This window comes from Candidatus Ryanbacteria bacterium CG10_big_fil_rev_8_21_14_0_10_43_42 (assembly GCA_002793915.1).
In the GTDB taxonomy this organism is placed as follows: Bacteria; Patescibacteriota; Minisyncoccia; order Ryanbacterales; family 2-02-FULL-48-12; genus 1-14-0-10-43-42.
On record PFEF01000005.1, the window covers coordinates 119895 to 135210 of the forward strand.

At 41.0% G+C, this 15316-nt stretch carries 13 protein-coding genes; 12 read left to right on the forward strand and 1 reads right to left on the reverse strand.

Annotated elements, in window-relative coordinates; translation table 11 throughout:
• The first annotated feature begins 12 nt into the window (after positions 1 to 12).
• The 11 genes from COU90_02110 (at position 13) to COU90_02160 (ending at position 11557) form a co-directional block, all read left to right on the forward strand.
• Positions 13 to 978, forward strand: a complete 966-nt coding sequence (locus COU90_02110) for a hypothetical protein (GenBank protein PJE64612.1) — start codon at positions 13 to 15, stop codon at positions 976 to 978.
• 1 nt (position 979) lies between these two features.
• Positions 980 to 1939: a glycosyltransferase gene (locus tag COU90_02115; protein ID PJE64613.1), complete on the forward strand. Its 960-nt coding sequence runs from the start codon at positions 980 to 982 to the stop codon at positions 1937 to 1939.
• A 26-nt stretch (positions 1940 to 1965) separates the two neighbouring features.
• Positions 1966 to 3165: a NarL family transcriptional regulator gene (locus tag COU90_02120; protein PJE64614.1), complete on the forward strand. Its 1200-nt coding sequence runs from the start codon at positions 1966 to 1968 to the stop codon at positions 3163 to 3165.
• Positions 3158 to 4099 carry a glycosyltransferase gene (locus COU90_02125; protein ID PJE64615.1) on the forward strand — a complete coding sequence of 314 codons (942 nt, stop codon included), beginning with the start codon at positions 3158 to 3160 and terminating at the stop codon, positions 4097 to 4099. Before COU90_02120 ends, COU90_02125 begins: the two co-directional genes overlap by 8 nt.
• A 179-nt stretch (positions 4100 to 4278) precedes the next feature.
• Entirely contained in the window at positions 4279 to 5160 is an 882-nt protein-coding gene (locus COU90_02130; protein PJE64616.1) for an acetaldehyde dehydrogenase (acetylating), read from the forward strand.
• Positions 5157 to 6161 (forward strand): 4-hydroxy-2-oxovalerate aldolase, encoded by a 1005-nt coding sequence (gene dmpG, locus COU90_02135; protein ID PJE64617.1) that lies wholly within the window; start codon positions 5157 to 5159, stop codon positions 6159 to 6161. Before COU90_02130 ends, dmpG begins: the two co-directional genes overlap by 4 nt.
• On the forward strand, positions 6158 to 7951 hold the full coding sequence (locus COU90_02140; GenBank protein ID PJE64618.1) for an acetolactate synthase: 1794 nt from the start codon (positions 6158 to 6160) through the stop codon (positions 7949 to 7951). Before dmpG ends, COU90_02140 begins: the two co-directional genes overlap by 4 nt.
• 5 nt (positions 7952 to 7956) lie before the next feature.
• Entirely contained in the window at positions 7957 to 8835 is an 879-nt protein-coding gene (locus COU90_02145; GenBank protein ID PJE64619.1) for an epimerase, read from the forward strand.
• A gap of 9 nt (positions 8836 to 8844) precedes the next feature.
• Positions 8845 to 9921, forward strand: coding sequence for a hypothetical protein (locus COU90_02150; protein ID PJE64620.1), 1077 nt, complete (start codon positions 8845 to 8847; stop codon positions 9919 to 9921).
• A gap of 2 nt (positions 9922 to 9923) precedes the next feature.
• Entirely contained in the window at positions 9924 to 10832 is a 909-nt protein-coding gene (locus COU90_02155) for a succinate--CoA ligase subunit alpha (protein PJE64621.1), read from the forward strand.
• Positions 10832 to 11557 (forward strand): citryl-CoA lyase, encoded by a 726-nt coding sequence (locus COU90_02160; protein PJE64622.1) that lies wholly within the window; start codon positions 10832 to 10834, stop codon positions 11555 to 11557. Before COU90_02155 ends, COU90_02160 begins: the two co-directional genes overlap by 1 nt.
• An 8-nt stretch (positions 11558 to 11565) precedes the next feature.
• Here COU90_02160 and COU90_02165 read toward each other — a convergent pair whose 3' ends face one another.
• Positions 11566 to 12975 (reverse strand): hypothetical protein, encoded by a 1410-nt coding sequence (locus COU90_02165; GenBank protein PJE64623.1) that lies wholly within the window; start codon positions 12973 to 12975, stop codon positions 11566 to 11568.
• A gap of 94 nt (positions 12976 to 13069) precedes the next feature.
• Between COU90_02165 and COU90_02170 the strand changes: the two genes are divergently transcribed.
• Complete coding sequence (locus COU90_02170; protein ID PJE64624.1) at positions 13070 to 15316, forward strand: hypothetical protein; 2247 nt, start codon at positions 13070 to 13072, stop codon at positions 15314 to 15316.

The following is a 15316-nucleotide window of genomic DNA, read 5'->3' on the forward strand; positions in this document are numbered from 1 at the left end:
TAGAATAGAAATATGACGAAAGGAAAAAAAGAACGTGTACTTATAACGGGGGCTACCGGTTTTGTCGGTGCGAATCTAGTGCGCCGATTGGTTTCGCGTGATGCAGACGTACATATCATTGTGCGTGACGGATCAGATCTATGGCGCATCCGTTCGATTCTTCCAAGTATTACGGTGCATCGAGCAAATCTTATCGATGGGGACGCTATAATGTCTACTGTTCAGAATGCGTGCCCTCATATCGTTTATCATGCAGCGGCCCACGGACTATTTTTAAAGCAAAAAGAAGCTGATCAGATGATAATTTCGAATATATTGGGAACGGTTAATCTTTTTGAAGCCCTTAAACATGTTGGTTCAGCAAATTGTATTGTAAATATAGGGAGTATAGCGGAATATGACCCTAATGAATCACGGGTAGGAGAGAATTCGCTTCTGCAGCCGGCTAATGTGTACGGAGTTTCCAAAGCTTCTCAGAGCTTGTTTGCCCAGTATTATGCACGATATCAAAAAATGCCTATTGTTATTGTGCGTCCGTCTTTATTATACGGGCCATATGAAGAATCACGGCGATTAGTGCCGGCATCTATTCTCGCCCATTTGTGCGAGATACCTTTGAATCTGGCATCGCCAAAATCACGGAAAGATTTTCTATTTGTGGAAGATGCACTTGATGCATTTGAGCGCGTGCCGATATGTAATATTATGCCCGGAGAAATTATTAATATTGGAGCAGGAAAGGATTATTCTATTCAGGATGTTGTGCTTGCGGTGCAGAGGATAACGGGCGTACAGGTTCCGTTTCAATGGGGCATGCTTGGGGAACGATGGTGGGACTCGGTGCAGAAACATGTCTATGATGTGTCGAATGCAAAAAAATTATTAGACTGGAAAGCATCACACACGCTTGAGGAAGGGTTGTCTCAAACAATTGAATGGTTTCGAGAAAATCATATAGAATATCCGTATAAAAAATAGGATGAGCCAGTATCTTACACATAAGCGAATATCAGTTGTTATTGCGTGTTATAATGAATCAGAGAATATTCTTGCTATGCATGAACGGCTTTGTCGTGCGTTCGAGTACATAACGCCGAATCGGGAAATTATCTATGTTGATAATGCAAGTATTGATAATTCGATGGAATTATATAAAAAACTTTGCGAAAAGGATGCTATGGTATCGGTAATTCTTATGGCTCGTAATTTTGGCAATTCCGACACTTCTTATACGGCAGGTACGGAATATGCATCGGGTGATGCGGTGGTTTGGATAGACGGGGATATTCAGGATCCGCCGGAGTTAATCCCTGAATTTACAAAAAAATGGCTTGAAGGGTATGATGTTGTGTATGGGGTGCGAAGTAAGCGTAAAGTAGGGTTTTTTCTTGGTAAGGCATACAATGCATTTTACAAATTATTTAATCGATATTCCTACATAAAAATGCCATTGTATGCAGGAGATTTTTGCCTTATCGATAGAAAAATAGCCACTATATTAAATTCGTTTCCGGAACGTGACCGTTTTTTGCGCGGACTTCGCGCTTGGGTGGGATTTCGCCAGACGGGCATTGAATATATCCGGGAAGAGCGCACAGGGGGGCGTACGACGCAGAACCTAGGTAGGTATTTTTATGCAGCTAAAAAAGGCATTATTTCATTTTCTTATGCGCCTCTTACGCTTATTTCCAATATTGCATTAGTTGCTATGGCGCTTTCGCTTGTTGCCTTACTAGCATTTCCTTTGCTTGCTATATTCTATCCGGCTCCGCGCGGATTCCTGACACTTTTGGTTACCGTGTTATTTTTAGGGAGTGTGCAATTTTTTATTCTAGCTATTTTGGGTGAGTATCTTGGTCGTGTATTTGAAGAAGTAAAGCAACGTCCGAGATATATTATTCGTGAGATCCTTAATAATCGTCAAGTACAAAGTAAATAATAGATATAATTTATAAAGAATATAATATGAAAGTCCCCTATGCAAAATCGGTACATGGCAAACCAGAAATAGACGCGGTAGTATGTGTATTAAAAGGCAACACTGCTCTTGGCGCGTATACGCATGCATTTGAAGACAAGATCGCAAAACTTTTCGGGAAAAAGTACGGCATTATGGTAAATTCCGGCTCATCCGCGAATTTATTGGCGGTAGAGTTTATGGATTTACCGAAAGGTTCCGAGGTAATAACGCCGCTTCTCACGTTTGCTACCGTGGTAGCACCCCTCGTACAAAAGGGGCTCATTCCCGTATTCGTAGATGTGGAGCCGGGCACCTATCTTATTAATATCGACCAGGTAGAGCGCGCTATTACTAAAAAGACGCGCGCGTTGTTCATCCCGTCTCTTCTTGGCAATGTGCCGGATCTCCATCGTCTTCGCCGCATTGCGAATAAACATAATTTGATATTAGTGGAAGATTCATGTGATACGCTTGGCGCCACGCTCGGAAAAAAACCTACCGGCATTCATTCGCATATCACCACCACGAGTTTTTACGGATCACATATTATTAACGGTGCGGGCGGAGGCGGAATGGTTATGGTAAACGATCGTGTGTGGCGGGATCGGGCAATTGTTTTTCGCGGGTGGGGACGCAGTTCGTCTCTTTTTGGAGAAAAAAAGGAATCAGAAGATATAAGAAAACGGTTTAATGTATCGTTGGGAAATATAACATATGACACTAAGTTTATATTTGGTGAAATGGGCTATAATTTCCTTCCTTTAGAAGTAAGTGCCGCTTTTGCGCTTGAACAATTAAAACGTTTGAAAGATTTCTCCCGCTTACGTAATGATCACTATGCGCGCCTCCGAAAATTCTTTACCGGATACGAGCACTGTTTTACTTTGCCGGAAACGACTCCGGATGTGCGTACAAATTGGTTGGCGTTCCCCCTTACCATAAAAAAAGGCACCCCGTTCACTCGGCGTGATATTACAACTCACCTAGAGAAAAACGGCATACAGACACGCCCAATATTTACCGGTAATATTTTGATGCATCCGGGGTTTAAGAACATACCCCACAAAAAAGCTGAAAAGGCATATCCCGTTACGGAGCATATTATGAAGAATGCATTTTTAGTGGGATGTCATCAGGGACTTACCGATAAGGAGCTTGCATATATGGAAAAAACATTTCAAGCGTTTTTAAGGAGATATGAGTGAAAAAATCGATAAGAAAATTTCGGTAGTGATTCCTTGTTATAATGAAGAATCAAATCTTCCTGAACTTTATACGCGGGTGACGGAAGTTCTTGCTTCTCTTGCTGTACAGTATGAGATCATTTTTACCGATAATAAAAGCACTGATACTACGCGAAAGCTTTTGCGTGATTTAGCGGAGAGAGATAAGCATGTAAAGGTGCTTTTTTTTGCGCGTAATTTTGGAAACTCCCAATATGGATATTCCGCCGGTAGCGCATATGCAACGGGAGACGTTGTTATTTGGATGGAGGCTGATCTTCAGGACCCACCGGAAGTAATCAGAGAATTTATAAAGAAATGGCAAGAAGGGTTTCAGATTGTCTATGGCGTGCGGTCACAAACAGAAGGTTCATTTTTTTCACAATTATTACGACATGCATTTTATAAAGTTTTTAAAAAATTGTCATATCTTGATATTCCCGTAGACGCAGGGGATTTTTCGCTACTGGACCGCAAGGTTATAGATATATTTAATACCATGCCGGAGCGCTCGCGACTTGTGCGCGGTATGCGTGCATGGATTGGGTTTCAGTGTGCGGGTGTTGCATATAAGCGTAAAAAACGTGCGGGGGGAATGACGTCAAATCCGAATTTTATAAAAAACCTTTGGTGGGCAAAAAAATTGATATTTTCTTTTTCCGAAACGCCGCTCACTTTTATAACAAACATTACTCTCTGGCTTGTTATAATGATACCTTTTTTCATTATCTTTATGGTTTTGCTAGTATATATTGAAATTATTTCTTGGATTATGGCATTTGCGTTCATTGTAATTATGGTTATTTTGACACTACAAACTATCGCATTATCATTTTTAGGTGAATCAATGAATATTATGTTTGAAGAAGTAAAACAACGACCACTATATGTTATTGAAGAGAAAATAAACTTTTGATTAATCATGCCTCATGTAATTTTACGAAGATCTTACTTATTTTATGGAAGAGGAATAATTATTTATTTCTTGTGAATATTTCGAATGTATTCATTTGCGAATATGAGTAGAAATATGCTACCTTTTCAGTGAAAAAACAATAAAAATTAAGCAATAATATAACAAGAGTCATTAAAAACATGAGCTCGAAAAGAGTAAAATGTGGTATCATTGGAACAGGTAATATCGGTATGGATCTGTTGTTTAAGGTGCAACGATCAGAGTTTTTGGAGTGTAGTATTTTTGTAGGGCGCAATATGGAATCGAAAGGAATTCGAAAAGCGGAAGAAATGGGTATTAGAACTTCCACTGATTCTATTCGGGCAATTCTTAATGAGCCGGATATTTGCGAAGTAGTTTTCGATGCAACTTCAGCAAGAGATCATATGGTGCATGCGCCACTCCTTTCAAAACTGAGTATGTTTGTCATCGATCTAACACCATCGCGATTTGGTAAAATGTGTATTCCTGTTATGGATCTCGAAAACGGTTTGAGTTCCCAAAATATTAATATGGTAACATGTGGCGGTCAGGCCATAGCACCTATAGCAAAGGTGTTAATGGAAATACATCCGGAAATAAAGTATATAGAAGTTGTTGCAACAATTTCTTCAAAATCGGCTGGTCTTGGTACTCGAGCAAATATAGATGAATATACACAGACAACTAAAGATGCGATTGAGTATTATTCAGGGGTACCTCGCGCAAAAGCTATAATTATTTTAAATCCCGCAGAGCCACCGATTCGAATGCATAACACGATATATGTCGAAATTGATAATCCAAAACTGGAAGAAATTAAACATAGAGTTACGGAGGTTGCTTCTCGTATAAAAAAATATGTATCAGGATATGTTATTGCTTTGGAGCCGACTTATGAGAATGGACGTCTTACTATAATGATAGAAGTTGAAGGTCGGGGAGATTATTTGCCACCATATTCCGGAAATTTAGATATTATAACTTCTGCAGCGGTTCAGGTTGCTGAGGAACACGCGAGAAAGAAATATGCATGTATATGAAAAATCCACGCTTTTTTGACTCAACGTTACGGGACGGGTCGCATGCGGTGCGGCATCAAATTAGCGTTGCGACAATTAAAGATTACTGTGAAATAATTGATGGATCAGGTATATATGTGGTTATTGTAGGGCATGGTAACGGTCTGGGTGCCTCTACTTTGCAGGTTGGTCGATCTCTTCACTCTGATTCAGAGATAATTTCGACAGCTCGTGATGCTCTTCATAGCACAAAACTCGGTGTGTTTATGATTCCTGGATTTGGGACAATAAAGGATGATCTGGCTCCTGCGCTGGATGCCGGAGTCGATTTGGTCTGTATTGGCGTTCATTGCACTGAAGCCGATGTGACTCAGCAATATGTTGAATATGTGAATAGTAGAGGAAAGGAAGCCATTGGCGTACTTATGATGTATCATAGAGCGTCAAAAGAGCGGTTGCTGGAAGAAGCACAAAAGATGCAGCAATATGGTGCGCATGGCGTGCTACTGATGGATTCTGCTGGTTCGTCTACTGCCGATTTGGTAAGGCAAACAATCGAATATCTTGTTCGTAATCTACAAATTCCCGTGGGATTCCATGGGCATAATAATCTGGGTATGGCGGTGGCAAATTCGTACTATGCCTTAAAGTCGGGTGCGGCGTTTATTGATGGTACTACGCTGGGGTTTGGGGCTGGTGCGGGGAATTGTCAGCTTGATGCCTTAATTGCATTATTACAAAAGAATAAGATAGATGTCGGTGTTTCATTATATAAACTATTGGATGCGGGAGAAAAAACAATAAAACCTATTATGGTAAAACCGCAAGGAATTGATGCTACGAGTATTGTGAGCGGATTGGCGGGTGTGTTTTCCGGTTTTGCACCGCATGTTAATCGAATAGCAATGGAATTTGGTGTAGACCCAAGAGATATATTTGTGGAACTTGGTAAAAGAAATGTTGTTGCTGGTCAGGAAGATATTATTGTTGACGTTGCAGTGGAGTTATCTAATAAAAAATGAAAGTTGCTGATTACATAATTGATTTTTTTGAGAAAAAAGGCGTTACAAATGCGTTTGTGGTTGTTGGTGGTCAGGCAATGTTTCTTGATGATGCGGTGTATAGGAGTAAGAAAATTAAGCCGATTTTCACTCATCACGAACAGGCAGCTGGCATGGCTGCTGATGCATGTAGTCGGTTAAAAAACAAGCCCGCCATTGCTTTAGTTACAGCTGGTCCCGGAGCTATAAATGTAGTAAATGGTGTGATTGGTGGATGGGTTGATTCTTCACCCATGATTATTTTATCAGGACAAACAAATTTATCTTTTATCAAATATCAAGAGGAGTCTGGTATTCGGCAGTTTGGTGTGCAGGGTATCAATGTAAGGCCGTTAGTCGAACGATCAGTTAAATTTTTTGTTACCGTCGATGATCCGAAGAAAATTTTATATTATTTACAAAAGGCATATTATCTTGCCACAAGCGGCAGACCCGGACCTGTATGGTTAGATGTACCATTAAATATTCAGGGAGCGCCTGTACCCGATGGTCCTTTATTAGAATTTACGGAACAAGTAGATGACGATATCCCGCAGGATATAAACGAAAAACTGAAAGATGCAATGCATTTATTACAGTATGCTAAACGGCCACTTATTTTAGTTGGGCAGGGCGTACGACTTGGTAATGCTATAGAAGAACTTAATATGTTTATAGACCGTGTTCGTTTGCCGGTCCTTACGGCCCGTTTAGCAATAGATGTAATACAAAGCAATCATCCGTTATATGTGGGTAGACCTGGTACTTATGGAGAGCGGGCGGCAAATTTTGCCATTCAGAATGCTGATGTAATTTTATCGGTGGGATGTCGGCTCGGCACATCGTTAATTGGTCATGATGCAAAGGATTTTGGGAGAAATGCAAAAAAGATTGTCATAGATATAGATCAAAAAGAGTTAGATAAACCGGGAGTTGATATTGCCGTAAAAATACGCACTACAGCTAAAGATTTTTTTCAGAAAGCGCTTGCGGAGTGTGAGGGTTTAAAATTGCCTGATTGGAAAGAATGGATTTCCATATGTAAAGAATGGAGAAAAACATATCCTGTTGTACTGTCTTCATATAAAGATGAAAAACCCGTTAATTCTTACTATTTTATAGATAGATTATCTGCCGTTGCTGAAAAGGATGATTGGGTTTTGGTTGATACGGGATCTTGTTTTCATGTGGCATCTCAAGCATGGAGCGTAAAAGATGGTCAGCGATTTTTAACGACGGGGGGAATTTCCACTATGGGGTATTGGGTTGCAGGAATTGGTGCTTGCATGGCTCGTGATAAAAAACGGGTAATCGTAATAACAGGAGATGGAAGTTTGCAAATGAATCTTCAAGAATTTGCGACAGTCAAGCAGAATGAATTACCGTTAAAGGTGTTTATATTTAATAATAACGGCTATTTACTAATGCGGATTATGCAGACCAATTTTATGGACAAGCGATTTATGGGTGAAAGCCCGAAAACTGGTTTATGGTGCCCTGATTCATTGAAAATTGCCGAAGCATACGGTATACGGGGAATAAGAATAGATTCGACTAAGGGGATTGATGAAAAAATTAAAGAGATTCTTGATTATCCAGGTCCGGTCATTTGTGATGTGATGACACCTGATTGGCAGATTTTAGCGCCCCGCACGATGTCTGATAAGACGCCTGAAGGAAAGTTGGTGGCGCGGCCATATGAAGATATGTATCCGTTTTTAGATCGTGATGAACTGAAACGGCAGATGATTGCGGAGTTACCGGATGCATAGTAGTTATGAATATGAAGATATTACTTTTGGGTGGTTCCGGATTTATCGGAAGGAACATTATCGAATTATTGGGTGAGAAATACGATATCACAGCGCCAACACATCGGGAGTTGGATCTTTTAAATGCGGATGCTGTACAATCATTTTTGAATAAAAAAAGATACGATAGAGTAATTTATGCGGTGAACGTGGGAGGGAAGCGTAACCAAAAGGCACTTACCGGCGTGTATGATGCAAATTACCGTATGTTTTTGAATGTCGCAGAACAGGGTGAGCGGTTCGGACGCATGATTTTTTTAGGTTCTGGGGCGGAATATGGAAAACAGCGTGATATTGTTATGATAAAAGAGGAAGATTTTGGTACCATTCAGCCTCTTGATGATTATGGTAGATCAAAATATTCTATTTCGGAATATATTAATGAACATGAAAATATAATCAATTTGCGGTGTTTCGCAGTTTTTGGAAAGTACGAGGATTATAAGGTTCGCTTTATTTCGAATGCGATTTGCCGCGCTTTGTTTGGATTACCGATTACTATGCATAGGAATGTGAAATTTGACTATCTGTATATTCTTGACTTGGTAAAAATCATAGAATATTTTATTGTCAATCAACCCATGTTAATATTTTATAATGTGGGTTTTGGAAAACCTATTGAGCTTACGGAACTTGCCCAAATAGTAAAACAAGCAACATTGAACGACGCGCGAATTGAGATAGAGCAGCTAGGGTATAGTAATGAGTATACGTGTGATACAAGTCAACTGAAAGCGGAAATAGGAGATATGGCGCTCACTTCGTATGAACAAGCGATTAGTGAAATGATCGAATACTATAAGAACATTCTTCCTATTATGCAATATAAAGACTTGGAAGAATAATATTTATATATGCATTTTTATGAGTATCAGGGAAAAGAGTTATTTGATGCATATCGTATACCTGCACCGCGTGGCGTGCTGGTGCGGGATGCGGAGGACGTAATTCCATTTTCGGGTCCGTATGTAGTCAAAGCACAGGTTCTTTTTGGAAGCCGAAAAGACGCCGGCGGTATTCTTTTTGCTTCTACGGCAAGCGCGGCAAAAGAACATGTGCGTACGCTTTTGGGAAAAAACCTCCAGGGAGAATATGTTGCTAGTGTGTTGATAGAAGAAAAAGTTCAATCGCCGATTGAATATTATACCTCCTTTAGTTATGATACTGTTACGCGTGGACCCATTCTTATGCTTTCTTTGCGAGGCGGATCTCACTTAACGGAGACCGTTACATTTCCTGTTGATCCTACCTTATCAAAAGATTCAATCATACTTTTTTTAAAGAAGGCACTCTTCCGAAGCGGCTTTTCTTCTTTGGATATTGCTCCATTGACCGTCTTTATTTCGCGTCTCTGGGAATTATTTGTTAATGAGCACGCCCTCTTGGTTGAAATTAATCCTATTTTAAAAATATCTTCAAATCAATTTGTTGCAGGAGATGCAAAAATAATATTAGATAATGAAAAGGTAAAACCGAATGAGCGACCTTTTTATAATTTAAAGGGAGATATAGCCATATTGGCGTCCGGCGGAGGTGCGTCACTTCTTAATATAGATACCCTCATGGCATACGGTGGTAAGCCGGCAAATTATACCGAGTATTCAGGAAATCCTCCTGCTGACATAGTTCGGGACCTTACTGTCCGTGTTCTTTCACAAAAAAACTTAAAAGGATGTTGGGTGGTCGGCGGTACGGCAAATTTTACGGATATATATGAAACCATGCGCGGCTTTTTAGATGGTTTGCGTTGTATTAAACCGCAACCGCAATACCCTATCGTAATTAGGCGCGACGGTCCGCGATTTAACGAAGCGGCAGCGATGTTGCGTGCGGCTGCGAAAGAAAATAAGTACAATCTTCATATTTTTGGAAGTGAAACGCCTATGTCTGAATCTGCCAATATTATGGTTGATTTGGCATATAAAAAGTAAATATGGCTATTCTAGTTACAGAAAAAACGAAAGTGCTTATCCAGGGGATTACGGGGAAAGAAGGATTAAAGGCGCTGGAAGGTATGCGTAATTACGGTACGGATGTTCTTGCCGGCGTTACTCCCGGAAAAGGGGGTGGGTATATTAGTAATGTGCCCGTGTATAATACGGTGCGCGAGGCGATGCAAGATCACCCGTCTATTAACGCAACATTATTGGTAATGCCAGCTCTGGCAGTGAAAGCCGCCGCATACGAAGCAATTCAGGAAAAAATACCGCTACTGAATATATTAACGGAACATGTTTCCGTCCGTGATACTGCGCTAATTATAGCGCAAGCCAGAAAAGATGGTGTGAACGTAATTGGTCCGTCTTCAGTTGGCATCATATCTCCGGGTATTGGTAAAATGGGAAGTATTGGCGGAGAAAATCCTGGGCGTATGTTCCGGCCGGGACCTGTTGGTATAATTTCAAAAAGCGGCGGTATGACTTCTGAAATTGCCATTACCTTAAATAGGTCTGGACTTGGCCAGAGCACAGTGCTTGGCATTGGCGGAGATCAATTAATTGGATTTGACTTTATAGATGCGATGAAATTGTTCGAGAAGGATGAGAAAACGCATGCAATAGTAATTTTTGGAGAAGTTGGCGGTACGTATGAGGAGCAGCTTGCAGAATTTATACAAAAAGAAAGATTTAAAAAACCCATTATAGCTATTATAGCGGGAAGATTTACTTCCGCATTTCCTTCTGGTACCGTATTTGGTCACGCGGGGACTATTGTTATGCGTAATCGTGGAGGATATGAATCAAAAGTGAGCGCCCTTCAAAAAGCAGGTGTTATGGTAGTAAATACCTTGGAGGAAATACCGTTATTGCTCAAAAAAAAGTTCTATGAGAGGATGGGATAATGAAATGGAGAACGGCAATTAGCACACAAAAAGACAAGGAATTATACGTACGCGGATCACGTCTTACGGATCTTATTAAGAAAGCAAGTTTTATCGAATCTATTTTTCTTATATTACGCGGGCAATTTCCGAAAAAAAAAGAAGCAAAAATACTGGAAGCTGTTTTTGTCTCTATGATTGAACATGGCGTTGAGGTTCCATCTGCTTTTATTGCGCGGAGTGTTGCCTCAACAGGAAATTCACCACATACTGCGTTAGCCGCTGGTATTCTCGCAATGGGAGATTTTCATGGCGGCGCAATAGAACAAGCGGCTCGATATATTCAATCAAAAGAGACGCCGCGCGCTGTCGTTACTCAGGCACTTAAAAATAAAGAGCGCTTGCCGGGTTATGGCCATAAAGTGTATAAGGCGGGGGATCCGCGAGTCCGTGCTCTTTTAGAAAAGACGCAAGAGTTGCAATTATCCCAAACATACATAAAGCGCGCTCGTGCGATAGAGCGTGAGTTAAAGCGTGCGAGCGGCATTAGCGTACCTTTGAATATTGACGGAGCGGTTGCTGCCGTCATATCAGAACTTGGGTTTGATTGGCAGTTAGGAAAATCTTTTTTTGTTTTGGGCCGCCTGCCCGGGCTTATTGCGCACGTTGCGGAAGAACAAAAAAATGAAAAACCATATCGTCGCCTCGATTCCGATGATATTGAATATATCGGCCCGCCTTTTTAATCTCATTCTTACCGACCCTCTCTCGACAAAAGAACGGCAATTGTCTTAAGCGCAATTGTCAGGTCCAACACAAGAGATCTATTTTTTATGTAATAAAGATCGTATTGCATCTTTTGAGGAGCATCTTCCACAGAAGCATCGTTTTCCATATTTACCTGTGCCCAACCGGTAATGCCGGGGGTTACTAAGAGACGCATGTCATAAAAGGGGATTTTTTCACGAAGCTCGGCTACATAATGTGGACGCTCTGGACGAGGACCGATAAGCGACATATCACCCTTGAGAACATTCCATATTTGGGGAAGTTCGTCCAGATAAAACATACGAAGAAATGTACCGAATGGATATACGCGCGGATCATTTTGCATATCTTTTACGCCACTCATTTGTTCGGAACCAAGGCGTTGACTGCGAAATTTAAGAAAATCAAATTCTTTTCCATTTTTTCCCACGCGTCGTTGGCGAAAGAAAATACGCCCGTCTCCTTTTCGTGCCCGTCGTTTTTTGTGATGCCATATATCTTTAGGTGTTGAGAGAAGAATACCAAGTATTATAACGGGAAGCAGGGCAAGAAATACAACTCCAAGCATAATACCCAGAATGATATCAAAAAATCGCTTTGAAAATTCATATGCTCGCTTACGGATACCTACCAAGTTTTCTAAAAACCATATTTCCGAAATAAGGGACGTAGGAATTTTCCCGGTAAGCGATTCGTAAAATGTTGGGAAATCAACAACCTGTATACCTAATGGCAATGCCTCATAAAGCATAATTACAAATTCCCTGTTTGAGCGTATATCACGGGAAGCTACAATAAGAGATATCTGCTTTTCTTTTATGTGTCGCTGAACGGTTGTGTTGAATTCTATTATGGGCAGAGATGAGTCAAGAGAAGCAGTCTTTTCTCCATCATCTACAAGAAGAGAGACATAATAACCGAAATGAGGATTGTTCTTCAGAGTATGTGCAAGTCCCAGAACTTCATCGGAAATACCAAAAAAGAGAATATTTGTTTTTGATGAACGGCGAATAATATGATTTGCCCCTATGCGCCATCCGAGAATGAGGAGTACGGTAAGAATCGCCTGAATAAGAAGATTTGTTTTTGGAGTAATGCCAAATGCTTCTATGAGATAAAAAAGAATTACCGCAACGGCGGTTGATGCAATCATGGTGCGTATAAAGCGTTCGCGAAACGAACGGTCTGCCGTCCATGCGGATTGATCATAAAGTCCCGCTATAAAGAAAAATAATATCCAGATGATAAAAACAACTGTGAATGGTGTTTTATGGATGAGCCAGGGTTCTCTTAGTGCCGTTTGATAGCGTATAAGGAGAGTAATGCCAAGTGCCACATAGAGCGCCATTATATCTCCGAGAAGAAGAAAAAAGGTGATAGGTTGCTTTTGTTTCATACTGTGTATAGTAGCGCAGATATATAAAAAAGGAAGAAATAAACTCCGTAAAAACGTAATGGTAGACGGGAACTATTCGTGGTATAAGTAATCTATGCAAAATGGGTATGTGGAGCGAATATTATTATGGGGAACCAGAATAGGCATCTGGCTCCTTTTGTTTGTAACTCCTCTTGTTGTATCGGGGTCACTTTTCTTCCCTTTCATTACCGGAAAAAATTTCTTTTTTCGTATTGTGGTTGAAATCGTGTTTGGACTATGGGCGGGGCTTGTTGTTGTAAATCCGTCATTTCGTCCACGCAAAGGACCTCTTCTTTGGGCATTTTCCGGATTTGTGAGTATTCTCTTTATTGCAGGAATGCTTGGTGCCGATGCGGCACATAGTTTTTGGTCTAATTTTGAGCGCATGGAGGGTATTGTGACACACCTTCATTTACTAGCTCTTTTTATCATGACGGCGTCGGTTTTTCGGACAAAGAAAGACTGGATACTTACGTTTCATGTTTCTCTTGCCGCAAGTTTCATCGTGGCATGCATAGGATTATTGGAAAAGACGGGGTCTATAGCCATTCCGGGATCAAGTCCGGGGCGCGTATTTGCGACACTGGGAAATCCTATTTATTTGGCTCTCTATCTTCTTATCCATATGTTTTTGTTGGGCATAGTAATTCGATGGATAACGCAGTATTGGGCGCGTGTCGCATATGGTTTACTTTTCCTTTTTGAGCTCTATATCTTTTTTGCAAGCGGCACGCGGGGCGCCGTAGTGGGTCTTTTTGCGGGATTTATTGTGGGTCTTGTGGTATTCATGTTCACAACGCCGGACGCACGCATGAAACGGATATCGCTGGTTCTTCTCATAATCGGGTTCATGAGCGTAGGTGGCTTATTTATGTCCCGGGAATCCGTATTTGTGCAGTCACGTCCGCTTCTTACGCGGTTTGCCAATATTAGTTTATCATCGGCAACTGCCGAGTCACGTTTTACCATTTGGCGTATGGCATGGGAGGGGTTTAAGGAACGCCCTATTCTTGGATGGGGCCCGGGGAATTTTATTATTCCGTATGCCACATATTATGATCCCAATTTGTTTGGAAATGAGCCGTGGTTCGATAGGGTGCATAATATGCATTTTGAATGGTTAGTTACAACGGGAATTATAGGGTTTACGGCGTATGTGGGATTGTGGGGATCCGTTGTTATTCTCTTATGGCGATTATGGCGCCGGAACGTGTTTGATTCCATAACAGTCTCTCTTCTCGCGGCTCTTTTTACGGCATATCTCGTACAAAATTCATTTGTGTTTGATACGGTTATTTCATATATGCTTATTACCGTTTTGTTTGCGTTTTTACACAGCTTGTCTGTTCCTTACGGTGAAGAAAAATCGAGTATTTTATCCGCAGGTATGCGGAATAATCGCATACTTGTAGCGGGATGTTGCGTAGCGGCTGGTATTATACTTGCATCAACATTGCATACGAAGCAAATACAAGTGGCGCGTGGCATTATCACGACATTACAATCGGCATCACAAGGTACGGCACTTATATTAAATGAGCAATTTGATGCCACTATTGCAAAAGGGACATTTGGTGTTACGGAAGCACGCGAACGGTTTATGGATCTTGTACTGCAGGCATCACGCGAACCAAATGTATCGGGGCAAGACTTACTTCTTCTTGTTACCAAAAATATTGATGAAATGGAAAAACAAGTGGCAAAAAAGCCTCAATTATTACGTCATCATATTTCTCTGGGTAAGTTATACCAGTTACGCTTTGCTCTAACGGGAAATAAATCTGACAGGGATCATTCTATTGATATATATAATGTTGGTATTGCCATGGCGCCGAATTATCCGCCTACCTATATTGGTATCGCCGAGACATATCTTACGGATAATAATTTTGAGGAAGCCACTAATGCGGTCGACACTATTTATCAGAAAATGACACGGCCAAATTCGATTATCTACAGCGTTCTTTTGGTGAGCGTTTTGGCGGGGGATTTTGATCGGGCGGCAGAGCAGGTTGAACGATATGTAAGTTTAGGTAATACACCCGAATATCCGGCACCGGCATGGTTTGAGCCGCCAAAGTTAGAAGATGTTATTAGAAGATCATTTGTGCGAGGGGGAGTAGCTGAAAGAGAAGTATTTCTTCGCACTGTTTTAGCGGCTCAAGAAAATTCTATAGTATTAATGGCACTTGCGGAAACACTCGTAGAGCAGGGAAAAAACGAAGAAGCGCGTTCTTTCGCATTGCGTGCACGGGAAATTGCACCGCCGGAGGGCGTTATAGAAATCGATAAATTTATTCGCGGACTTGACGATTTTTAA

What these genes read in the sequence shown, in the direction of transcription:
- COU90_02110 (PJE64612.1), top strand. Translation starts at nt 13, where the DNA reads ATGACGAAAGGAAAAAAAGAACGTGTACTTATAACGGGGGCTACCGGT.
- COU90_02115 (PJE64613.1), top strand. Translation starts at nt 980, where the DNA reads ATGAGCCAGTATCTTACACATAAGCGAATATCAGTTGTTATTGCGTGT.
- COU90_02120 (PJE64614.1), top strand. Translation starts at nt 1,966, where the DNA reads ATGAAAGTCCCCTATGCAAAATCGGTACATGGCAAACCAGAAATAGAC.
- COU90_02125 (PJE64615.1), top strand. Translation starts at nt 3,158, where the DNA reads ATGAGTGAAAAAATCGATAAGAAAATTTCGGTAGTGATTCCTTGTTAT.
- COU90_02130 (PJE64616.1), top strand. Translation starts at nt 4,279, where the DNA reads ATGAGCTCGAAAAGAGTAAAATGTGGTATCATTGGAACAGGTAATATC.
- dmpG (PJE64617.1), top strand. Translation starts at nt 5,157, where the DNA reads ATGAAAAATCCACGCTTTTTTGACTCAACGTTACGGGACGGGTCGCAT.
- COU90_02140 (PJE64618.1), top strand. Translation starts at nt 6,158, where the DNA reads ATGAAAGTTGCTGATTACATAATTGATTTTTTTGAGAAAAAAGGCGTT.
- COU90_02145 (PJE64619.1), top strand. Translation starts at nt 7,957, where the DNA reads ATGAATATGAAGATATTACTTTTGGGTGGTTCCGGATTTATCGGAAGG.
- COU90_02150 (PJE64620.1), top strand. Translation starts at nt 8,845, where the DNA reads ATGCATTTTTATGAGTATCAGGGAAAAGAGTTATTTGATGCATATCGT.
- COU90_02155 (PJE64621.1), top strand. Translation starts at nt 9,924, where the DNA reads ATGGCTATTCTAGTTACAGAAAAAACGAAAGTGCTTATCCAGGGGATT.
- COU90_02160 (PJE64622.1), top strand. Translation starts at nt 10,832, where the DNA reads ATGAAATGGAGAACGGCAATTAGCACACAAAAAGACAAGGAATTATAC.
- COU90_02165 (PJE64623.1), bottom strand. Translation starts at nt 12,975, where the DNA reads ATGAAACAAAAGCAACCTATCACCTTTTTTCTTCTTCTCGGAGATATA.
- COU90_02170 (PJE64624.1), top strand. Translation starts at nt 13,070, where the DNA reads ATGCAAAATGGGTATGTGGAGCGAATATTATTATGGGGAACCAGAATA.